We start from the raw sequence: 22,270 nt of genomic DNA on the forward strand, positions 1-22,270 counted from the left end.
GGCGGGGCTTCTTCCTACGCGGCGTTGCGGCAAAGGGGGAGGGGAGAACTCACGTCTGGACGTCCGGACGGCCGTAGGCTGCCCGGTCGCCAGGGATTACGTCCGCCGCGTCGGCGACGGACTGGCGACGGCCCGCGCTGTGCGTGGTGCGCGCATCTATCCGCCCATGGGCGGACACTGGAGGAAGTTTGTCGTGAATACCATTTACAGCAAGGTCTGGAACAAGTCGCTGGGCATGCTCGTCGTTGCCTCGGAACTCGCCCGGGCGAATGGCAAGGGTGGCGCATCGCGTCGCCTGCGCGCGGCAATGGCCGCACTGCCCCTGGCTGCCGGCATGGTGCTGGCGCTGGGCAGCTCTCCCGCGCAGGCGGGCAATGTGTGCGGTGGTTATCTGCTGGGCCTGCAGGGCAGCGGCCCCGTGGCGCGTGGCGATGATGCCTTCGCCTGCGGCACGTCGTCGAAGGCGGCCGGCGATTACGCCACGGCGGTCGGCACGCAATCGAAGGCCAGCGGCGGTTACAGCGTGGCGTACGGCCAGGATGCGCAGGCCACCGGTGGATTCTCCACGGCACTGGGTCAGTCGACCCGCGCCACGGGCGTGGACAGCGTGGCGGTAGGCCAGGATGCACTCGCCAGCGCGGCATCGAGTTCGGCACTGGGGCGTGGTGCGCGCGCTACGGCGAAGGATTCGGTAGCTATCGGCGATTCTTCTGTCGCCAACCGGGCAGGTACCGTATCCGTCGGGCGCAGCGGTGCCGAACGACAGGTGGTGAATGTCGCGGATGGCAGCCAGGCCACCGATGCGGTGAACAAGCGCCAGCTCGACAAGGTGTCGGGAAGCGTGAGTGGCGTATCGAGCCGCGTCGATCAGCTTTCGACGACGGTCACGGGCGTGTCCGGGCGCGTGGATTCGCTCGCCAGCGCGGTGAGCGATGCGAGCCATTATGTCAGCGCGAATGGTGCGGACAATGGCAGCGACGATGCGCAGGCCAACGGTAAATTCGCGACGGCCATCGGCTCGGGTGCTTATGCAGGCGCCAATGGTGCTGGTGCCTTCGGCAGCGGTGCTGTCGCCACCGGACAGCAGTCCACGGCAACCGGTTACGGTGCGGTCGCCACGGGACAGAACAGTGCCGCTTATGGTGCAGGCGCGCAGGCGAATGGTCCTGCGAGCGTCGCAGTCGGTGGCGTGGCCGTGGATGAGAGCGGCAATCCCTTGATCACCAACGGTGGCGTGCCGGTCGATACGGGCGCGACGAGTGCCGGCGTTGGCGGTACGGCCATCGGTGCCAGCTCTCAGGCCAGTGGCTTCGCTGCATCGTCACTCGGTGTGGGCGCGTATGCCTCCGGCGCACAGGCGACGGCCGTAGGTGCCGTGGCGAATGCCACGGGTGATCTTTCCACTGCCGTGGGTACACAAGCCGTGGCCGCTGGTACGCAGTCACTCGCCGCAGGTGCGGGCGCTGCGGCATACAGCACCAACGCGACGGCGCTGGGAGCCGCGACCAGTGCGTCGGGTGCCGGAAGCATCGCGCTTGGCAGTGGTGCGGAAACCGGCTTCGCCTTGTTTGGCCTTGAAAGCGCGAACGCCATCGCCGTCGGCACGGGGAGCTGGGCGCTCGGTAACAACGCAACGGCACTCGGCGCGAATGCCTGGGCACTGGCCGATAACTCGGTAGCGCTTGGCGCAGGATCGCAGGCAAGCCGCGTCAACACGGTGTCGGTAGGCGACAAGGGTAAGGAGCGACAGATCACCAACGTGGCGGCGGGCACCGAAAATACCGATGCGGTGAACAAGGGCCAGCTCGATGCAGTGGCCGGTAGCGTCAGCGATGCAAGCCATTACTTCAAGGCGAACGGCGCCGGTGACGGCAGCGATGATGCGCAGGCCAACGGCCAGTACGCCACGGCGTCCGGTTCAGGAGCCTATGCCGGTGCCAATGGCGCCAGCGCCTTTGGCAGTGGCGCCGTGGCGACAGGAGTCCAGTCGACGGCTACGGGTTACGGTGCGGTGGCATCGGGCCAGAACAGCGTTTCCTATGGTGCGGGTGCGCAGGCCAGTGGCGCCGACAGTGTGGCTACCGGTGCGAACGCGGAAGCGTCCGGAGAGCGTTCCACGGCGACCGGCGCAAGCAGTGCAGCCTTTGGTAACGACGCCACCGTGAACGGCCATGGTGCCATCGCGGACGGTACCGGCACCTCCAGCTTCGGTGCAGGCAGCTATGCCAGCGGCGACTATGCGACGGCGGTGGGCCAGGGTGCCGTCGCGCAGGGACAAGGATCTTCCGCCATCGGCAGCGGTGCCAGCACGAATGCCAGCTACGCCACGGCGGCCGGTTACGGCAGTGTCGCTTCCGCGCAGAACAGCTCGGCCTACGGCGCGGGTGCGCAGGCATCGTCCAATGGCGCAACCGCCATCGGTGGGCAGGCGCTGGACGAGAATGGCAATCCGCTCATCACGTATACGTCGACCGGTGAAGCGGTTGGCCCGGCCACCGCATCGGGACTGGACGCCACGGCGGTCGGTGCCAGTGCGCAGGCCGAAGGCAAATATGCCACGGCAGTCGGTACGGCGGCGTTTGCACAGGGTGAGCAGTCCACGGCCAGCGGCTTCCTTTCGCAGGCGTCGGGCAATGGCGCGACGGCCACGGGTGCGCAGTCGTTTGCCGACGGTGATCTCTCGGTGGCCACGGGCTACGGAGCATCGGCTTACAGCGCCGGTGCGACAGCGATCGGTGGCAATGCAAGCGCGGCTGGAGCGGGCAGTATCGCGATCGGCAACGGCGCCGAGACGGGCTTCGGTCTATTCGGCATCGAAAGCGCCAACGCGATCGCACTCGGTGCAGGCAGCTGGGCGCTGGGCGATAACGCCACCGCACTGGGTGCCAATGCATGGGCACTGGGCGACAACTCGGTGGCACTCGGTGCCGGTTCGCGCGCCGACCGCGACAACACGGTGTCGGTAGGCGACAAGGGCGCGGAGCGCCAGGTGACGAATGTCGCCGCGGGCACTGAAGCCACGGATGCGGTCAACAAGGGCCAGCTTGATGCGGTGGCCGGCAGCGTCAGCGACGCAAGCCATTATTTCAAGGCGAACGGTGCGGGTGACGGCAGCGACGATGCGCAGGCCAGCGGGAAGTATGCGACCGCCTCCGGTTCCGGTGCCTACGCGGGTGCGGACGGCGCCAGTGCATTCGGCAGTGGTGCGGTGGCGACCGGACAGCAGTCCACGGCTACCGGCTACGGCTCGGTGGCCTCGGGTCAGAACAGTGCCGCGTATGGCGCGGGTGCGCAGGCCAATGGTCCTGGCAGCGTCGCGGTGGGTGGTGTTGGCGTGGACGAAAACGGCAATCCGTTGATCACCAACGGCGGCGTGCCGGTCGATACGGGAGCCACCAGTGCGGGCGTCGGTGGTACCGCTGTCGGCGCCAGTTCGCAGGCCAGCGGCTTCGCATCATCTTCGCTGGGCGTGGGTGCCTATGCATCCGGTGCACAGGCCACGGCCGTCGGTGCGGTTGCCAATGCCATCGGCGATCTTTCCACGGCGGTGGGTACGCAGAGTGCCGCGACGGGGGCGAGCAGCGTTGCCGTGGGCGAAAGCGCACAGGCCACGGGTGCCGAGAGTGTTGCCGTGGGTGGCAGCACGTTCTTCGGGTTCATTCCCGCGCAGGCCACGGGCACGGGCGCTGCGGCCTTCGGTGCGGGCGCATGGGCCACGGCCGACTACGCCACGGCCCTGGGCTGGAACTCCTACGCCAATGCCGTGAACAGCACGGCGGTTGGCCAGTCCGCGACGGCGAAGGCCGCGAACAGCGTGGCACTTGGCGCAGGTTCGCAGGCGACGCGGGAGAACAGCGTGTCCGTGGGCGACAAGGGCAGCGAGCGCCAGGTGACCAACGTGGCGGCCGGTACCGAGAACACCGATGCGGTGAACAAGGGCCAGCTGGATGCGGTGGCCGGCAGCGTCAGCGACGCCAGCCATTACTTCAAGGCCAATGGCAACGGTGACGGTACGGACGATGCACAGGCCAGCGGGCAGTACGCTACCGCCACCGGTTCTGGCGCCTATGCCGGTGCCGAAGGCGCCACCGCGACGGGTAGCGGTGCCGTGGCGACGGGTAGCCATGCGACGGCGAGCGGTTATGGCGCGGTGGCAACGGGGCAGAACAGTGCGGCCTATGGTGCCGGTGCACAGGCAGATGGTCCGGGGAGCGTGGCCGTCGGCGGCAATGCGGTGGATGCCAAGGGCAATCCGCTGATCGTCGACGCCGATGGCAATCCGGTGACGACCGGCGCGACCAGCGCGGGTGTCGGCGGCACGGCCTTGGGTGCCAGCGCACAGGCAGGCGGCTTTGCCTCGACCTCGGTCGGCGTGGGCTCCTTTGCTTCCGGCGCGCAGTCCACGGCGCTGGGTTCGGTCGCCAGTGCTACGGGCGACTACGCCACGGCGGTGGGCACGTCTACCACGGCATCGGGCAACGGCTCGGTAGCAGTGGGCGGCCCGGCTAATCTCGGTGGCCTGCAGGTCTACACCGGCGCTACGGGCGAGAGCTCGGCGGCCTTCGGTGCGGGCGCGCAGGCCACGGCCGACTACGCCACGGCGGTAGGCGGCATCACGGGTGCGGAAGGTGTGGGCAGCACGGCCGTGGGCTACTTCGCCTACGCACCGGGCACCAACGCCACGGCGCTGGGTATCAACAGCTGGGCCTCGGGTGCGAGCAGTGTCGCCGTGGGTGACTACGCGACGGCCCGCGGCGCCAACAGCGTGGCCCTGGGCTCGAACTCCGTCGCCACACGCGACAACACGGTCTCCGTGGGCGACAAGGGCAGCGAGCGGCAGGTGACCAACGTCGCGGCCGGCACCCAGGGCACCGATGCGGCCAACGTCAACCAGCTCAATGCACTGTCGGACAGCGTGAGTGCGGCGAAGCACTACGTGGCGGCCACGGGTGCGGGCGACGGCTCCGACGATGCGAAGGCTTCCGGCGGATTCGCCACGGCCACCGGTGCAGGCAGCAGCGCGTCGGGTGACCTTTCCACCGCCATCGGTGCGCTGGCATCGGCCAGCAAGGAGTCGTCCACGGCCATCGGTGCCTCGGCGAATGCGACCGGGGCCAGTGCCACGGCCATTGGTGACAGCGCACGGGCGCTGGCCGCCAACTCCGTGGCCCTGGGTGCGGGCTCCACCGCGACCCGTGCCAATACGGTGTCGGTCGGCAGTGCGGGCAACAACCGGCAGATCACGAATGTCGCTGCCGGTACCCAGACCACGGATGCCGTGAACCTCGGCCAGCTCAACACGGCCCTGTCCGGTGCCTTTGCCGGTTCGTCCAATGCGGCCGGCAATGCGGTGGCGATGGCGCTGGGCGGTGGCGCGACGATGGGCGCGAACGGCTTCGTGGGCCCGGTCTACCGGGTGCAGGGCAGTAGCTACCAGACGGTGGGCGATGCGGTGGGTGCGCTGGATGGCGCCCTGAGTTCGCTGACCAACCGGGTGGGCAGCCTGGAGTCGAAGGGTACGGGCAGCACGAGCCAGCCGGGTACGGGTACCGGCCCGATCCGTCGCAATGCGGTAGCGGCGCCGATGGCGGCCAGTGCTTCTGTTGCCGGTATCACGCCGGCTTCTGCCGAGGTCACCCCGTTTGCCGCTTCGGCGGCCAGCCAGGCGGCACCGGCTGCCGTGGCACCGCCGGCACCGGCTGCTGCCCAGGCCATTGTCCCGGGGACGGGCAATGGCGCCGCTATCGGCACCGGCAGCTACGCCAAGGACACCACCGATCTCGCGATCGGCAACAACGCGAGCGTGGGTGCCGACAGCAGCACGGCGGTGGGCACGGGCGCCACGGTGACCGCCACGGCCACCAACAGCGTCGCGCTGGGTGCCGGTTCGGTGGCCGACCAGGCCAATACGGTTTCGGTGGGTAGTGCGAATGCCCAGCGCCGTATCACCAATGTGGCTGCCGGCACCGCGCCGAGCGACGCGGCGACGGTGAGCCAGGTAGACCAGGCCGTGGCCACGGCCCAGTCCTATGCAGACCAGGGCGATGCGCGGACCCTGCAGAGCGCCAAGGCCTATACCGACCAGAAGTTCGGCGACGTGGTCAGCGGTGGTGCCTTCGACGAGTACAAGCGGACGGTGGACCACCGTTTCAGCAACCTCAACGACCGCCTGAACAAGGTCGGTGCCATGGGCGCGGCCATGTCGCAGATGGCGTTCAGCACGCAGGGCGTCAACGGGGACAACCGCCTGGGCGTGGGCGTCGGCGGGTACAAGGGGCAGGGTGCGCTGTCGGTAGGCTACTCGCGATCCCTCTCGTCCAACGCCAGCCTCACCTTCGGCGCTGCGGTCAGCGGCGGCGAGACTTCGGGAGGCGTGGGCGTAGGCGTGGGCTGGTAATCGTGTAGGCGGCGGCCCTGTGGCCGCCGCCTTCCACGGCTTTTGTCCAGGACGGGCGCGGCTTTGACGGTTCCTGCGCCATCTTCAGGAACGTGATGGCCGCGGTCGCCCTCGACGCACGGTATGTGCTACCAATAGCGGCCCGCGTGGTCAGGAACGAAACACGCGACCCAACGCACTAACGGACCGTGAGGATGGCATGTCTGCGATGACCGAGCATAAGGACATGCTTACCGGGGAACCCGGTGAAGCCCAGGTATGCGCATACCTGGTCACACATGGGAGGTTGAAGGATACCGATCTGGCGCGGGCGCGCCGTCTGCACGACGAAACGCCCGAAGGCACGCTCACCGCGCTCATGGCGCGACTGGGCCTGGTATCCGAGCGCGACCTCGCCGACGCGTGGGCCGACCTGCTCGGCCTGCCGCTGCTTGCCGCGAAAGACGCACCGGATCTTCCGCCCGCCGACACCGAACTTTCGGTGCGCTTCCTGAAGCAATACCACGTGGTGCCCGTGCGCGACGGCGACGACCGCATCGTCCTGCTGGTGGCCGATCCGGCCGACCCTTACCCCATCCAGGCCGTGCGTCTCTCCACGGGGCGCGACGTGCAGTTGCGCGTGGGCCTGCGTTCGGAAATCGACGACCTGATCGAGCGCTACTACGGGCAGGGCCGTTCGGCCATGGGCAGCATCGTGGAAAGCCTGGACGGCAATGCCGCCGTCGAGGACGACGTGGAACACCTGCGCGATCTCGCCTCCGAGGCGCCCGTGATCCGCCTGGTCAACCTGATCCTGCAACGCGCGGTCGAGCAGCGCGCATCCGACGTGCACATCGAACCGTTCGAGAACCGTCTCAAGGTGCGCTATCGCATCGACGGCGTGCTCCACGAGGTAGAAGCGCCGCCGTCCAGCTCCACGGCGGCGGTGATTTCCCGCGTGAAGATCATGGCCCGCCTGAACATCGCCGAGCGCCGCCTGCCGCAGGACGGCCGCATCCAGCTGCGTGTGCAGGGCAAGGAGCTCGACCTTCGTGTTTCCACGGTGCCGACCAGCTTCGGTGAATCGGTGGTGATGCGTATCCTCGATCGCGAGTCGGTGGTGTTCGACTTCGAATCGCTGGGTTTCACCGACAACTTCCGCGACCGCTTCGTCGAAGTGCTGGACCGACCACACGGCATTTTGCTGGTCACCGGTCCTACCGGTTCGGGTAAAACCACCACGCTTTACACGGCCCTGTCGCAGATCAACACGCCCGACGTGAAGATCATCACCGTCGAAGATCCGGTGGAATACCAGATCGAGGGCATCAACCAGATCCAGGTCAAGCCGCAGATTGGCCTCGATTTCACCGGCGCCCTGCGCTCGATCGTCCGCCAGGATCCGGACGTCATCATGATCGGCGAAATGCGCGACCTGGAAACCTGCCGCATCGCGATCCAGTCCGCGCTCACCGGCCACCTGGTGTTGTCCACCCTGCACACGAACAGCGCGGCAGGTGGTATCACCCGCCTGCTCGACATGGGCGTGGAAGATTACCTGCTCGGTTCCACCGTCAACGGCATCCTGGCCCAGCGCCTCGTGCGCCGCCTCGATCCGGAAACGGCCATCCCCTACGAGGCCATGCCCGAGGTGATCGAACAGTTCCAGCTCGACAAGTACACCGACGAGCGGCCCATCCGGCTGTGGAAGCCGGGCACCAGCGCCATCAATCCCACGGGTTACCGCGGTCGGCGAGCCATCATGGAATTCCTGGTGATGAGTGATCCGCTGCGCAGGCTCGTCATGCAGCGTGCGGATGCCGGCGAGATCGAACGTCAGGCGCGTGCCGAGGGCATGCGCACGATGTACGAGGACGGCCTGGCCAAGGCCGTGATGGGTATCACCACCATCGAGGAAGTCCTGCGCGTCACGCAGGACTCTTGACATGAGCCAGTTCCGCTATCGAGCGATCAGCGCCGTGGGCGAGGTGCTCACCGGACGCATGGAAGCCGCCTCCGTCGAGGATGTGGTCGCACGCCTGCAAGACCAGGGGCACACGCCACTGGAGGCGGCACCGGCAGACGGTGAATCCTCCGGTGGTGGACTTGCGGCGCTGTTCCGCAAGGGGCCGTTCACCGGTGACCAGCTGGCCCAGTTCACCCATCAGCTCGCCACGCTGCTGGGGGCCGGCCAGCCGCTGGATCGTGCGCTGGGCATCCTGCTCGACCTGCCGGAAGGCGAGCGTGCCAAGAATCTCGTCGAACGCATCCGCGACCGGGTGCGTGGCGGTACCACGCTTTCGACTGCGCTGGACGAAGAGAACGGCGTCTTCCCACGTCTGTACATCAGCCTGGTGCGCGCGGGCGAGGCCGGTGGTTCGCTGGACGACACCCTGCGTCGCCTGGCCGATTACCTGGAACGCTCGCAGGCGCTGCGCGGCAGCATCATCAATGCGCTGATCTACCCGGCTTTCCTCATGGTGGGCGTGCTCGGTTCGCTCGTGCTGCTGCTTGCCTACGTCGTGCCGCAGTTCGTGCCGATCTTCGCCGACATGCAGGTGCCGATTCCGCTCATCACCAAGGTCGTGCTCGCCATGGGTACGGTCATCGGCGACTGGTGGTGGGCGCTGGCGCTGGTGATCATCGTGTTCGGCGCCCTGTTCAACCTGCGCCTGCGCGATCCGGAGCGCAAGCTGGCTTTCCACAGCCGCCTGCTGACGATGCGGGTGGCGGGTCCGCTGCTGCTCAAGGTGGAAACCGCGCGTATCGCACGCACCCTGGGTACCCTGCTGAAGAACGGCGTGCCATTGCTTTCGTCGCTGTCCATTGCCCGCCAGGTCACCGGCAACCGCGCGCTCGACCAGGCGCTGGAACAGGCAGCCGACCGGGTGAAGGGCGGTACCGGCCTGGGTAGCGCACTCGGCCAGACAGAACGCTTTCCGCGCCTCGCGCTGCAGATGATCCAGGTAGGCGAGGAAGCCGGTGCCCTCGATACCATGCTTCTCAAGGTTGCCGACACGTTCGACGTGGAAGCCAAGCGTGCCATCGACCGCCTGCTGGCGGCGCTGGTACCGACGCTCACCATCGTCATGACCGTGATGGTGGCCTTCATCATGGCGGCGATCCTTCTGCCGCTGCTCAGCCTCACCAGCAATATCAACTGATCAAACCGTTCCAAGGAGAGCTTGCCCATGCGTACGACACGTACCCTCCGACACAGCCACGCCCGCGGCTTCACGCTGCTGGAAATGCTCGCCGTGATCGTGCTGATCGGCATCATCGGCGCCATCGTGGTCACCCAGGTCGGCAAGAACGTCGACAAGGGCAAGTACGGTGCGGGCAAGGCCCAGCTCACCACGCTCAGCCAGAAGGTCGAAAACTACGCCCTCGACAACGGCACGCCGCCGCACGAGCTGGCCGACCTGGTTTCCAAGCCGGCCGATGCATCCAACTGGCAGGGTCCCTACGCCAAGGAATCCGACCTGAAGGATCCGTGGGGCCACGCGTTCGGCTACCGCTACCCGGGTGAGCACGGCAACTTCGACCTCGTCTTCTACGGACAGGACGGCAAGGCTGGCGGCGACGGCTATTCCGCCGACGTCGGCAACTGGCAGTAACCTCGGAGGCAGGACGCACGGCCATGCGTACGCGCGGTTTCACGCTGTTCGAGATGCTGGCCGTGATCCTGTTGATCGGGATCGCCGCGGCGGCTGTCTCGATCCCGATCAGCCAGGGGCTGGCGAGCGCGCGCGTGAATGCTGCCAGCGGCGAACTGGCCGCGGCCCTGCGCTGGACGCGTGCGCAGTCGATCGTGCGCGGGCAGAGCCTTGCCCTTGAAGTCGATACGTCGGCAGCAACCTATCGGCCGCCTGGCAAGAGTGATGTGCGCCTGCCCAGGGACATGCGCGTATCGATCACCAGCGCTCGCGAAGACCAGGCCAATGCCACCACCGGTCGCATCCGCTTCTTCCCTGACGGAAGCTCCACGGGTGGCCGCGTCACGCTCAAGCGCGGACAGCGCGAGTGGCACGTCAACGTGGCATGGCTCACCGGTGCGGTGAGTGTGGTGGATACCCGATGAGAGCCGGCTTCACGGCGCCGACGGGAATCCGGGGGAACGTATCGCGGCAGAAGGGCTTCAGCCTGCTGGAAGTGATCGCCGCCATCGCTGTTCTTGCCATTGCGTTTGCTGCGTTGATGCAGGTGGCCGGCAGTTCGCTGAGTCTCACGGCGCGAGCCAACGAGCGCACCCAGGCGGCATTGCGGGCACGAAGCCTGCTCGATGGCGCCTTCGTGCTCGATCCGGTGCAGGAGGGCGAAACGGAAGGCCGCTTCGACGACATGTATCGCTGGCGTCTCGATGTATCGCGCTACCAGCCGCCGGACATCAAGCCGGCAGCCGACGGCGCGGCCAGTCCCATCTATCGCCTCGACCTCGACGTGATCTGGGGCCGCGACGGTGACGAGCGCCATGCGCGTTTCTCCACGCTGCGCATGGGCTCGGCCGGAGGTGGCGGATGAAGTCCGTCGAGCGGGGCTTCAGCCTGATGGAGGTGCTGGCAGCGCTGGCGCTTCTTTCTATCGTGCTGCTCGGCGTCTATTCCGGCATCAGCACCGCGACGCGCATCGTGCGCAGCGGTGACGATGCCATCCAGCGCATGGACGAAATCCGTTCGGCGCAGACTTTCATGCGCGACGAACTGGCCCAGGCGCTGGTCATTCCGTTCGGCGAAACCGATGATGGCGATCCTCTCATTTTTACCGGTGACGCACACACCCTTCGTTTCGTGGCGCCCTTGCCCGGCTATCTCTCGCGCATGGGAGCGCAGCTCATCACGATGAAGCTGGTAGACGACGATGACGATCACAGTCAGCGCGGCCGTCAGCGCCTTGAAGTCACCCTTTCGTTGCTGCCGCCCGATGGCGACGATCCCAAGCCTCTGGGCGATCCCGAAATCCTGCTCCGGGGTATCGCAAAGGGCGGTTTCTCCTATCGTGGCCTCGACGAACAGAACCGGCCCACGGACTGGATCGATGAGTGGAAGGACAACCGCCGTACGCCGTCCATGGTCCGGGTGAAGCTCGACGTCGATGGTGGCGTGGTCTTCCCCGATTTCGTGGCACCCATCCGGATCGACCCCTCGGCATCGCGAAATGGTTTCTTCTCGTCGCGCTCGCGCGGACAGGCACTGCGATGAACTGGCGCCGGCACAAGGGCGTGGCCCTGCTCATCGTCCTGTGGGGATGCACGCTGCTGGCGATCATGCTCGGTGGCTTCGCCGCGCTGGCACGCACGGAAGGCCTGCAGGCGCGCTACCAGTTCTCGCAGGCGCGGGCGCACTACGCCGCCGAGGCGGGCCTGGTGCGTGCCGTGGCCGGGTTGCAGAGCCCCGACATCGATTCGCGCTGGATCGCCGATGGCCGCGTCTACGCTTTTGCCTTCGACGACGCGAAAGTCAGCATCACGATCACCGACGAAGACGGAAAGATCGATCTCAATGCCGCTTCCGACGACGTGCTCACCGGCCTGTTCAAGGCGGCGGGCAGCAACGACGACCAGGCCAAGCGCCTGTCGTCCGCCATCCAGGACTGGCGCCGGCCCGGCGATGCCGCGTCGCCCAACGGTGCGAAAAAAGCGCAATACGACGCGGCTGGCCTCGGGTATGGTCCGCGTAACGGTCCGTTCGCCACCGTGGAAGAGGGGCGCATGGTGCTTGGCATGGACCCGGCACTGTGGACGAAGATTGCACCCGTGCTCACGATCTGGTCGGGCCGCGAGCGGCCCAATACCGAGCATGCGCCGCCGCTGGCGCTGGCCGCCATTCCGGGCCTGGGGCCGGCCGGTGCGCAGGCGATCCTGTCGCAGCGCGCGCAGGCAAACGGGGCGGCGGTGTCCGGAGGCAACGGTGTCACGCACACGATACGTGCAGAAGCGATCCTTGAAGACGGAACGAGAAGTTCCCTTACATCAACGATCCGGTTACGTGGGATAAGATCGGGAAACCAGCCCTACGCAATACTGCGTTGGCGCGAAGGAGATGCAGAATGACCGCCCTGCAGGACGCTTCACAACTGCAGCTTGAACGCCTGCGCCGTGCGTGGCGAGGCAGCGCGTTGCCCGGCTTCTTCCGCTGGTGGGGAAGCGAACTGTCGGCACTGGTGCCCGTGCGCTGGCGTCATGCCTTTGCCGGCGGCCAGCGCTGGTACGTCATCGAACGCAAGGACGACGCCTGGTCGCTGCGTCGCGTAGGCGATTCACTGCCCCTGGCCGCGGCGGACGATATCGACGGTGCCGAACACAGGCAGGCGGTGCTATCGCGTGCGCTGGCCGAGGCCGATCCTGCGGATCGACGCATCGCCCTTGTACTTCCGGCAGGCCAGGTACTGCGGCGGCGGCTCGTGCTGCCGGTGGCCGCGCGCGACAATCTCCGTCAGGTCGTGGGCTACGATCTCGACCGGCAGACGCCCTTCCGTGCGGAAGATATCCACTTCGGCGTGCGCGAACTCGGCGAGCCGGGGCCGGAAGGTCGCTTCGTCGCAGAGCTTGCCGCCACGCCGCGCCAGTCGCTCGATGCCCAGCTCGACGAACTGGCTGCACTCGGCATCTCGCCGGATCGCGTCGACGTACCGCAAGGCCATGGTCTTACCGGCATCGACCTGCTGCCACCGGCGCGCACCCCGCGACGCGCCGACCGCCGCAAACGACTGAATACGGCGCTCATCGTCGCCATCGTCGTGCTGCTGTTCGGCGCCATGGCGACCTGGTTGCATAACCGCAACGCTGCGCTGGAATCCATGCGTTCCGACGTCGAGTCGCTGCGCACCGACGCGCAGCGCGTGAAGGGCCTGCGGCAGCGCCTGACGGAAAGCGCCGGGGCATCGGGTTTCCTCGCCCGCCGCAAGACGGAATCCCCGTCCATCCTGCCTATCCTCGCCGAACTTACCCAGCGACTCCCGGACGACACCTGGCTCGAGCGCTTCACGGTCAACGCCTCCGGCCAGATCGGCTTCCAGGGACAAAGCCCGCAGGCCGCGCGCCTCATCGACGCACTGAAGGGGGCGGCCACCATTGGTGAGCCGAGCTTCCAGGGCACCATCCAGACCGATCCCACCTCGGGCAAGGAGCGCTTCTACATGCAGGCGAAAGCCTTGATGCCGAAGCCGGGTGCACCGGCCCGTCCGGCAACGAAGGCGGCACCTGCCAAGGCAACGAGTGCGCCTGCGAAGGCGGCCAGCGCACCGGCCGGAGCGTCGACGTCGGCCAGGGTCGTACCGGCGAAAAACGACGCCGCGAAGGTGGCTCCTGCGCAGCCGGTTCCTGTGCCCGGTACTCCGCATCCGGCGCCGCCTGCCGGGCCGACGAAATCGCCGGCCTCATCCACGCAGGGGGTTCCGTCGACAGGAACTCCGCACCCGGATGCATCAGCGGCAGCCCCGGCGAAGGCTCCGGTTGCCAACGCGCCTTCCACCACGGACAAGGAGACCGCCGGTGCGCATGAAGCCCAATGAATCGCGGATTGCCGCGATCCTGCTGCTCATCGTCGTCATCGTCGTGGGCTACTTTGCGTTGGTGCACTGGTGGTTCGTCGCGCCACAGCTGGCCATCGCCGATGAAATGAACGATCTGCGCGATACCCAGCGCCGGTTCGCCGCCGCCATCGCCGAACGCCCCCAGCTTGAAAAGCGGCTTGCCTCACTGGAGCAGGGGCAATCGAGCAGCGACGCATTTCTTGCCGGCGACGACACCAATGCTGCCGCTGCGGGACTCATGCAGCGCATTGTCGATGTGGCCGCGGCGCATCACGAGAATGGTGCCTGCGATGTCGTACAGAAGATGCCCGTGCCCAGCCAGGAAAAAGCGGGTGAGCCGTATCGCAAGGTCACGGTCAACATCAGCCTGCGCTGCCAGATGCAGCCCATGACGGCCGTGCTGCACGACATCGAGGAAGCCACGCCTTACCTGTTCATCGAAGACTTCAGCATCTATCGCAATCCTGTTGCTGCACGCGCGGGTGGTGCAGCACCGATGGAAGTACAGTTCACGGTTTCGGGCTATATCCATGCCGCGCGTGCGGCGAAGGCGGCGTCATGAACGCAGCGGATCAACGACGTCTGACGCCTGTGCTCGGCGGCGTGGCCATCGCGCTTGCCGTTGTATGCGGTATTTTTGCCATGGGCGTGGGGCGTGGCGTGCACTGGGATGATCCCGCACCGCCGGAAGGCCTGCCGCCCATGCGTGCGGCGGCCCTACCGACGCCCGCACCCATCGCCCAGTTTGTCGAAGTCTGGCAACGTCCGCTGTTCATGTCCGACCGCAAGCCGGTCGCGGCCGCGGATGGTGACGACTCGTCGAGCAACATCGGCGACCTGGAACTCACCGGCATCATCATGACCGCCGGCTTGCGCATCGCCTTGCTGCACGACAAGGGCAAGGATGTGACTGTACGCGTCAAGGAAGGCTCGCCCCTGGGCGATGGCCACTGGACGCTTGCCACGCTCAAGCCACGCAGCGCGGTATTCGACAACGGCGGTGATCACCGCGAACTGAACCTGAAGGTAGCCGCTCCCGACCCGCTCGCCAATGCGCAGGGCCAGAAGGGAGCGGTGCCGCCGCCGGGTCAGCCGCCGATGCCGCCGCGCCCGTCGTCTCCGCAGCAGGGCAACGGCATCCATATCGAACAACAGCCCGCCTCGGGTATCGCCGGACCCGTGCCGCCGCAGCCGGCGGCATCGGGCACACGCTCCGCGCCGCCTCGTCAGGACGACCAGGCCTTGCAGCAGGCTCGTATCGAAGCACTCAAGCAGGCGGTCCAGCGCCGTCGTGCCGAACAACAGCAACACCAGCAGAGCCAGGACACGCAGTAACGGCGCGCAAGCGCCGTCATGGATGACAAAGGAGTAAGCCATGCAATGTCGCACCCTCGGTGTGGCCGTGCTCGCGGCCGCATTGACGGCCGCCTGCGCACCCCATTCGCCCCGTCCTTCCGACGGAAGGCTGGAGCGCGAAGCCCTTGCCGGCACGGAGCGTCCCGCTCCGGCCTCCCTGCCACTGAGGGATAGCGATGCCGGCATGACGGCGGCGAAGGACAGCGAGACGGTCGCTGCATTGAGAGGCACCGGCCGCTTCATCGCCCCCCGCGCGCTGGAGACGCCTCGCCCGGATGCCAAGGGCACCGGTGCGGTAACTCTCAATTTCGAGAATCAGCCGGTGGAAGCCGTGGTGAAGGCGATCCTTGGTGATCTGCTGGACGCCAACTATTCCATTGCACCCGGCGTCATGGGGTCGGTGTCGTTTTCAACGGCCAAGCCCGTGCGCAAGGACGAAGTGCTGCCGATCCTGGAGACGCTGCTGTCGTGGACCGGCAACGCCCTGGTCAACGAGAAAGGTCGCTATGCCATCCTGCCCGCGTCGCACGCGGTCATGGGACAAGTGGTGCCCCGCCTGAAGGCGGCCTCGCCACGTGCGGGCATGGGAGCGCGACTCTATCCGTTGCGTTACGTAGCCGCCGCGGAAATGACCAAGCTGCTGCAACCCTTCGTCACGCCCGAATCCATACTGCTTACCGACCCCGCCCGCAACGTCCTGGTGCTTGCGGGCACACCGGATCAGCTGGCCAATTACAGCGACACCATCGATACGTTCGACGTCGACTGGGTCGCCGGTATGTCCGTCGGAGTCTTCAGTCTGGACAACGCGGGCGTCGGCGAGGTGATGCCCGCGCTGGAATCGGTCTTCGGGCAGAAAAGCGGGGCCCCGGTTGCTGGCCTGGTGCGTTTCATTCCCATCGAGCGGACCAATGCCATCGTGGCCATTGCCATGCGACCCGAATTCCTCGATCAGGTGGGTGACTGGATCGCCCGCATTGATCACGGTGGCGGTAGCGAACCCAGATTGTTCGTCTACGACGTGCGCAATCTTCTGGCATCGGACCTGGCCCGCTACGTTGGGAACATCTTCGGTGCATCCGTTGCTGGTGATACAGGCGGCGGCTCCATGGTCGTACCAGGACTGGCATCGGGGAACCTGGAAGGCGGTGGCACGACGGAAGATATGGCCGCGTCGGGTGGTGACAGCGATGCGGATTTCTTCCGGCCGCCGGAAGCGGCAGACTCTGGCATCACGTCATCGCACGGCAACAGTGGCAAGGCGATGGGACTGCGTGTTACGGCGGTCGATGCAAACAACCAGTTGATGATTCATGCGCGGCCGTCGCAATGGGCGCAGATCCGCCAGGCGATCGAACGCCTGGATGCCGTGCCACTGCAAGTGCAGATCGAGACGCGCATCCTGGAAGTCACCCTGCGCGACAACTTCCGTTTCGGCGTGCAGTGGTACCTCGAAGGTCTGGCCGGCGGCAACGGAGAGGTGGCTCAGCCAGGCAACCAGCAACAATGGGCCCTGGGGCGGGCGACCAAGGATGCACTGCGGCCCGACACGTTCTTTTATTCGTTCGTGAACTCCGAGCTTCAGGTCGCCTTGCGTGCCATGGAGCAGAACACCAATACCAAGATACTTTCCGCGCCATCCCTGGTCGTGGTGAACAACCGCAAGGCGAAGATCCAGGTCGGCGACCAGATTCCGGTCACGCAGACCTACGTGAATACCGGCGCGGGCAATGGCAACCCGGTCGGACAGGTCGAATACAAAGATACCGGCGTCATCCTGGAGGTGCGGCCCAGGGTCAACCCTGGCGGCCTGGTGTATCTGGACGTGGTGCAGGAAGTCAGTCGTGCGGATCCCGATGGAGCGGGGCCGAACCTCCCTATCGTGAAGCGCAAGCTCAACACCCAGGTTGCGGTGCAGAGCGGACAGACCGTGTTGCTCGGTGGCCTCATCCGCGACATGGACACCACCCAGGAGAGCGCCGTACCGGGGCTGTCGCGCATTCCGATCCTGGGCAGGCTTTTCGGAGAGCATTCGAAGGAAGGCCTGCGTACGGAGCTTCTCGTGCTGATCACGCCGCGTGTCATCGCCAGCGGGGAAGATGCCAGGAGGGTGTCGGATGATTATCGCCGCACGTTCCGTTCACTGAAGCCTTTTGATCCGGTGCGAACGGCGGAGGCGGCCAGTGCGGTGGGCGAGGGCTGAGGCATCGACTGCGATGCCGCGAAATCCCTGCGTATGGCTTACAGAAACATGTGGCATCCGCCAGGAAGACCCATGCTGATTGCCGATAGGTAGCTCGATCGCACTGATGTCCAATGCCTCATCTCACGAACGAGGTAATGGAATGAATCGACGAGGCTTGATTCTTCGATACGGCGCGATTATGACGGGCATCGTGCTATGCGCGATGCCCGTGATCACGGATGCAACACCGGCAGGCCGGTTTCACACAAATAACCAGCAGGGTGACTTGTACGGGGCCTGGGTGCGGAACAGCATGAAACGCCTTAGTCCCACCGACCTGGGAAACTTCTGGCCGTTTCAGGATGACAGCGTCTGGGAAGGTGAATTCCTGGAAACACCCGGATCGATCTACAGCGATCTTCACCCGAGGATGTTCACCTCGAACGGTGACGACATATCGGGTGCCGAAGACGTTTTCCCTCGCGCTCGCTCCCGGACGGCAAAGGCCATGGCCTGGGATCTCGGTCTGGACAAGGCCCTGGCGGGATACCAGGCGCCCGTCACGCAGCACTCGATAGAGACTGGTGGCCACGCGCCGGTAGTGAAGGCCAACTACACCAAGGCTGGTGTCATGACCCGTTATTTCCAGAAGGCATACGACATCGGCAATAACAATCTCTACACGATCAATGCGGAACTGGCCGTGGCAGTGCAGATCCTTCACGAATGGGTGGAGGCAACTGATGCCGTGGATCGATTCGAAATGGGTGTCTACGACGATGTATTGCTTCGCTTTGAACGGGCTACGTCACTTCGCGACATGACGGACGCTGATCTTGCCTATCTTGCCGACATTCTGCGCGGTGAACTCTCCACATGGCGGGCAGGGCGTTTGAATGCCTTCGGCTATCGGGAGATACCCACGCCGCTGCGCATTGCACGCGTCGCGGCGGCTTATGCCTCGACGCAGGAAGGTTACCTTGCCTGTCAGCCGGATAGTCAGCGGGATATGAGTCACGCCGGCACCATTCCCGAACAGCTGGACAAACCGATCTGCTTCACCGATGCAAACGACCGCGCGGTGTATCGCTGGTACCGCGAAAAACGCAAGGCCCAGCTGGCCGTGCCACCCAGGGAATACATCTCGGTTTACGACATGGCGTCGGCCGGGCGCATCGTGGATGCCTTTGCCGACATCAAGCCGGCGTGGGCCGGTGCATTCGCCACGCAGGCGCTCGACTGGTCGAATCATGCCGAGGTCGTCGAAGCGCAGATGGCCGCGCAGGGCGACCCCGCGCGGGATACGGATATGGACTTCTACCGGCTTGTTGAGCGAGCCAATCTGTTGATCTGCAGGAGTGCGACGCGATGAAGATGCATCTGATGAAATGGGCACGCTCGTTGATTGCGTTGTCGCTGCTCGTAGCGGTAGGTGCGTCTTCCCACCCAGTATTGAAGCGCAAGATCGAAGAAGACCCCCGGGGAACCATCATCGCGCGGGTACTTGCCTCGTTCACCCAGCATGCCGGGCCGGCCGGGCTATGGTATGCCGCCGCCCTCGAAGGGCGACATGTGAATACCGCGGAATTCTCGGGCTTTTCGAGACAGTTCGAGACAGCAACGTTTGCCAGCTTCACCTATCAGTATCAGCTCGACGGCGAGAATTACCGCCGGGTGTACCATGCCCGTTCCGGACGCAACGATCCGTCACTGGGCCTGGGTGATATCACTCCGGTAAGGCGGTATCGGTCCTTCTTCGACTCACGCGGCCCTGATGTGATTGCCTGGGACCGGCCGGCGGCAACGGGTAGTCGAGTGACCCCGCGTCCCGTGGCTGGAAAAAAACACGCTGAAGCAGCGAAACGGGATGCCGAGCTCAAGATTGCACGAGCGATCGAGCGCGATATCCTCAATGGACGTGTACCGGCGGGGGGCTATCTGGCAGGGTACGTCAGTCAGGAGCCATGTCCCTCCTGCGAGGCGGCTTTGCAGGCCTTGTCAGATAGTCAGAACATCCGGGTGCATGTGGCCTACCTCGATCACGGTAGTGCGGCCTATACGATCTTTCACCGTCAGCGCCTGCAACACCTCAATACGATCCACGTATCGGTCAATGGGGGCCAGATCAACGTGCTGAACAGGGAGGGCGCCGTCATGGATCAGGTGCCGGAGCCGGTGGCCTGCCTGGAGCCCGAAGTGCAGGACGACCCCGACGATACGTGATGCGCATGCCGGAGGGCTTCAGGCAAGGGGCGTTCGGACGAGTGCTTGCGTACTATATGCAGGGTATGCCCGACAACTTTCCCATCACGCCCCTGCTTCCGGACATCCTCGATTCGCTGGACAGGCACCCCCGGCTTGTCCTCGAAGCCCCTCCCGGCGCCGGCAAGACCACCCAGGTGCCGCTGGCGTTGCTGGACGCACCGTGGCTGGCCGGCCTGCGCATCCTCATGCTGGAACCACGCCGTATCGCAGCCCGCGCTGCGGCGTCGTTCATGGCACGACAGTGTGGCGAAGAGGTGGGCGAAACCGTGGGCTACCGGATCCGGTTCGAATCCCGCACGGGTCCACGGACACGCATCGAAGTGGTCACCGAAGGCATCCTCGGCCGGATGATCCAGGACGACCCCTCGCTGGAAGGCGTGGGTGCGATCCTCTTCGACGAATTTCACGAGCGCCACCTCGCGGGCGATCTGGGAGCCGCATTGGCGCTCGATGTGCAGGCTGCGCTGCGCCCCGACCTGCGTATCGTCATCATGTCGGCGACGCTGGATGGCGAGCGCATTTCGCAATGGCTGGGTGCGCCGAGGCTGACCAGTGCAGGTCGGAGCTTTCCCGTGGATATCGTCCATCCTCCCGCACGTACGCAGGAGGGCATCGAGCAGCATCTTTCGCGTACGGTGATGCAGGCGCTTCGTGAGAATGAAGGTGACATCCTGGCTTTCCTGCCGGGCCGGCGTGAAATCGAACGGGTGCGAAGCGTGCTCGATCGTCTGGGCGACGATGTCGAAACGGTGGCCCTGCATGGTGAGCTCTCACTGGCCGACCAGCAGCTCGCCCTCGCTCCGGCCGATCCGGGGACCCGGCGGGTCGTGCTGGCAACGAATATCGCGGAATCCAGTGTGACGCTGCCAGGGATTCGTGTCGTAATCGACAGCGGGCTGGCGCGCGAACCACGTTTCGATCCGTCTTCCGGTTTCACGCGGCTGGAAACCGTGATGATTTCGCAGGCCTCGGCTGACCAGCGTGCGGGACGCGCAGGGCGCGTGGCGGAAGGGCGCGCCTATCGCCTGTGGCCGCAGAGCCGTCGCCTGGATGCCTCGCGTACCGCCGAAATCGAACAGGCCGAACTGTCAGGTCTTGCCCTGGAACTGGCCGGATGGGGAAGTGACGATCTTCCCTGGCTCGACGCCCCGCCAGCGGGAGCTATGGGGCAGGCGCGTGACTTGCTCCGTCGCCTGGGCGCTCTTGCCGACGACGGCGCCATCACGGCACTGGGACGCGACATGCTGGCACTGGGCGCGACACCCCGGCTCGCAGCGGCGGCCCTGCGGTCGCCAAGGGAGTCGCGGGCGCTTGTCGCCGACCTGCTCGCCCTGACCGAAGCCCGTTCACCGATGCGCGGCGATGCGGCGCGCAGCGACGACTTCCGCCAACGCCTGCATGCGCTTCATCTGTGGCGTGACGGCGGTGCTCGTGCGGCTCGCGCCGGATCGGCAGATATCGGAGCACTTGCGGCCATTGAGAAGGCGTCGGCCGGATGGCGCCGCCGCCTCGACGTACGTAGCGCCGCCAGCGGCGTACCCGATAGCCGCAGCATCGGTGACCTTCTGGTTCATGCCTATCCCGACCGCGTCGCCCGTCGTGACGATGCACAGCCGTTGCGATACCAGCTGGCCAATGGCCGTGGGGCACGCCTGCACGAGAACAGCGAGCTGCGTGGCGAACCCTGGCTGGTGATTCTCGACCTGAGGCTGGATGCCCGCGACAGCCTGGTATTTTCCGCAGCACCCATCGACCCCGACGTACTGGAACGCGATTATCCGGATCGCTTCGTGACCGAGCGCATCCTTCGCTGGGACGACGCGCGTGATATCGCCGAGGCCTTCGAAGAACGCCGCTTCGATGCGCTGGTCGTTTCACACAAAGCCGTGCCGGTAAGCGGCAACGATGCGTTGCCGGCACTGCTCACGGCCATTCGTGCGCGAGGCATCGACTGCCTTCCGTGGAGCGACCATGCCAGACGATTGCGCACGCGCATCGGGGCGCTTCGTGCATGGCGTCCCGAAATCGACTTGCCCGACGTGGGTGATGAAGCGCTGCTCAAGACACTCGAAAGCTGGTTGTCTCCCTATCTGTCGGGCAAGCGCCGGCTTGAAGCGATTCAGCCGGCAGACCTGAGCGAAGCCCTGTCGGTCATGCTCGATTACGAACAGCGACGCGCGCTGGATGCTCATGCGCCCGAGGAACTTGTAGTGCCCAGTGGCATGACGCGCCGGCTGGAATATGGGGTACGCGATGATGATCCGGCAGCGCCGCCGGTGCTTGCCGTGAAACTGCAGGAGTTGTTCGGCCTGGCGGAAACGCCCCGTGTCGGCGATGGACGCATTCCCGTGATGCTTCATCTGCTTTCGCCCGCCGGACGTCCGATCCAGGTAACGCAGGACCTGCGCGGCTTCTGGGACCGGACCTATCCCGAGGTAAAAAAAGAGCTGAAAGGGCGGTATCCCAAGCATCCATGGCCTGATGACCCCTGGACTGCAACGGCGACCCATCGCGCGAAGCCCCGGGGTACCTGACGGGCCCGCGCAAGGGGGAAGCGC

At 65.8% G+C, this 22,270-nt stretch carries 15 protein-coding genes; all 15 read left to right on the forward strand.

Features of this window, described 5'->3' with window-relative positions; genetic code table 11:
- Nucleotides 1–193: 193 nt before the first annotated feature.
- A complete protein-coding gene (locus KR767_RS09040; protein WP_250878886.1) occupies nucleotides 194–6,397 on the forward strand; it encodes an ESPR-type extended signal peptide-containing protein in 6,204 nt (2,067 codons plus the stop codon).
- A gap of 226 nt (nucleotides 6,398–6,623) precedes the next feature.
- Entirely contained in the window at nucleotides 6,624–8,321 is a 1,698-nt protein-coding gene (gene gspE, locus KR767_RS09045; protein ID WP_425483506.1) for a type II secretion system ATPase GspE, read from the forward strand.
- Nucleotide 8,322: 1 nt separating this feature from the next.
- Nucleotides 8,323–9,540 carry a type II secretion system inner membrane protein GspF gene (gene gspF, locus KR767_RS09050; RefSeq protein ID WP_166950643.1) on the forward strand — a complete coding sequence of 406 codons (1,218 nt, stop codon included), beginning with the start codon at nucleotides 8,323–8,325 and terminating at the stop codon, nucleotides 9,538–9,540.
- An 84-nt stretch (nucleotides 9,541–9,624) separates the two neighbouring features.
- Nucleotides 9,625–9,993 carry a type II secretion system major pseudopilin GspG gene (gene gspG, locus KR767_RS09055; protein ID WP_250879140.1) on the forward strand — a complete coding sequence of 123 codons (369 nt, stop codon included), beginning with the start codon at nucleotides 9,625–9,627 and terminating at the stop codon, nucleotides 9,991–9,993.
- 23 nt (nucleotides 9,994–10,016) lie between these two features.
- The gene (locus KR767_RS09060; protein ID WP_166950639.1) at nucleotides 10,017–10,457 is read left to right on the forward strand and encodes a GspH/FimT family pseudopilin; all 441 of its coding nucleotides are present in this window, start codon (nucleotides 10,017–10,019) and stop codon (nucleotides 10,455–10,457) included.
- A complete protein-coding gene (locus tag KR767_RS09065) occupies nucleotides 10,454–10,897 on the forward strand; it encodes a prepilin-type N-terminal cleavage/methylation domain-containing protein (RefSeq protein WP_250878887.1) in 444 nt (147 codons plus the stop codon). Before KR767_RS09060 ends, KR767_RS09065 begins: the two co-directional genes overlap by 4 nt.
- On the forward strand, nucleotides 10,894–11,574 hold the full coding sequence (locus tag KR767_RS09070; protein WP_250878888.1) for a prepilin-type N-terminal cleavage/methylation domain-containing protein: 681 nt from the start codon (nucleotides 10,894–10,896) through the stop codon (nucleotides 11,572–11,574). The genes KR767_RS09065 and KR767_RS09070 overlap by 4 nt, the downstream gene beginning before the upstream one ends.
- Nucleotides 11,571–12,425 carry a type II secretion system minor pseudopilin gene (locus tag KR767_RS09075; RefSeq protein WP_166950633.1) on the forward strand — a complete coding sequence of 285 codons (855 nt, stop codon included), beginning with the start codon at nucleotides 11,571–11,573 and terminating at the stop codon, nucleotides 12,423–12,425. Before KR767_RS09070 ends, KR767_RS09075 begins: the two co-directional genes overlap by 4 nt.
- Nucleotides 12,422–13,885 (forward strand): PilN domain-containing protein, encoded by a 1,464-nt coding sequence (locus KR767_RS09080; RefSeq protein ID WP_250878889.1) that lies wholly within the window; start codon nucleotides 12,422–12,424, stop codon nucleotides 13,883–13,885. Before KR767_RS09075 ends, KR767_RS09080 begins: the two co-directional genes overlap by 4 nt.
- Nucleotides 13,872–14,468 (forward strand): type II secretion system protein GspM, encoded by a 597-nt coding sequence (gene gspM / locus KR767_RS09085; protein WP_208392648.1) that lies wholly within the window; start codon nucleotides 13,872–13,874, stop codon nucleotides 14,466–14,468. Before KR767_RS09080 ends, gspM begins: the two co-directional genes overlap by 14 nt.
- Nucleotides 14,465–15,241, forward strand: coding sequence for a general secretion pathway protein GspN (locus KR767_RS09090; RefSeq protein ID WP_250878890.1), 777 nt, complete (start codon nucleotides 14,465–14,467; stop codon nucleotides 15,239–15,241). Before gspM ends, KR767_RS09090 begins: the two co-directional genes overlap by 4 nt.
- Before the next feature lie 40 nt (nucleotides 15,242–15,281).
- On the forward strand, nucleotides 15,282–17,465 hold the full coding sequence (gene gspD, locus KR767_RS09095) for a type II secretion system secretin GspD (protein WP_250878891.1): 2,184 nt from the start codon (nucleotides 15,282–15,284) through the stop codon (nucleotides 17,463–17,465).
- Between the two features lie 295 nt (nucleotides 17,466–17,760).
- Nucleotides 17,761–18,819: a hypothetical protein gene (locus KR767_RS09100; RefSeq protein ID WP_250878892.1), complete on the forward strand. Its 1,059-nt coding sequence runs from the start codon at nucleotides 17,761–17,763 to the stop codon at nucleotides 18,817–18,819.
- On the forward strand, nucleotides 18,816–19,670 hold the full coding sequence (locus KR767_RS09105; protein ID WP_250878893.1) for a hypothetical protein: 855 nt from the start codon (nucleotides 18,816–18,818) through the stop codon (nucleotides 19,668–19,670). The genes KR767_RS09100 and KR767_RS09105 overlap by 4 nt, the downstream gene beginning before the upstream one ends.
- A 65-nt stretch (nucleotides 19,671–19,735) precedes the next feature.
- Nucleotides 19,736–22,246 carry an ATP-dependent helicase HrpB gene (gene hrpB / locus KR767_RS09110; RefSeq protein ID WP_425602735.1) on the forward strand — a complete coding sequence of 837 codons (2,511 nt, stop codon included), beginning with the start codon at nucleotides 19,736–19,738 and terminating at the stop codon, nucleotides 22,244–22,246.
- The last annotated feature ends 24 nt before the right edge of the window (nucleotides 22,247–22,270 follow it).

This window comes from Luteibacter anthropi, from assembly GCF_023699965.1.
Lineage (GTDB): Bacteria > Pseudomonadota > Gammaproteobacteria > Xanthomonadales > Rhodanobacteraceae > Luteibacter > Luteibacter anthropi.

Coding starts and splice junctions, on each gene's coding strand:
- gspE (WP_425483506.1), top strand. CDS start 6,624: ATGCTTACCGGGGAACCCGGTGAAGCCCAGGTATGCGCATACCTGGTC.
- gspF (WP_166950643.1), top strand. CDS start 8,323: ATGAGCCAGTTCCGCTATCGAGCGATCAGCGCCGTGGGCGAGGTGCTC.
- gspG (WP_250879140.1), top strand. CDS start 9,625: ATGCTCGCCGTGATCGTGCTGATCGGCATCATCGGCGCCATCGTGGTC.
- KR767_RS09060 (WP_166950639.1), top strand. CDS start 10,017: ATGCGTACGCGCGGTTTCACGCTGTTCGAGATGCTGGCCGTGATCCTG.
- KR767_RS09065 (WP_250878887.1), top strand. CDS start 10,454: ATGAGAGCCGGCTTCACGGCGCCGACGGGAATCCGGGGGAACGTATCG.
- KR767_RS09070 (WP_250878888.1), top strand. CDS start 10,894: ATGAAGTCCGTCGAGCGGGGCTTCAGCCTGATGGAGGTGCTGGCAGCG.
- KR767_RS09075 (WP_166950633.1), top strand. CDS start 11,571: ATGAACTGGCGCCGGCACAAGGGCGTGGCCCTGCTCATCGTCCTGTGG.
- KR767_RS09080 (WP_250878889.1), top strand. CDS start 12,422: ATGACCGCCCTGCAGGACGCTTCACAACTGCAGCTTGAACGCCTGCGC.
- gspM (WP_208392648.1), top strand. CDS start 13,872: ATGAAGCCCAATGAATCGCGGATTGCCGCGATCCTGCTGCTCATCGTC.
- KR767_RS09090 (WP_250878890.1), top strand. CDS start 14,465: ATGAACGCAGCGGATCAACGACGTCTGACGCCTGTGCTCGGCGGCGTG.
- gspD (WP_250878891.1), top strand. CDS start 15,282: ATGCAATGTCGCACCCTCGGTGTGGCCGTGCTCGCGGCCGCATTGACG.
- KR767_RS09100 (WP_250878892.1), top strand. CDS start 17,761: ATGAAACGCCTTAGTCCCACCGACCTGGGAAACTTCTGGCCGTTTCAG.
- KR767_RS09105 (WP_250878893.1), top strand. CDS start 18,816: ATGAAGATGCATCTGATGAAATGGGCACGCTCGTTGATTGCGTTGTCG.
- hrpB (WP_425602735.1), top strand. CDS start 19,736: ATGCCCGACAACTTTCCCATCACGCCCCTGCTTCCGGACATCCTCGAT.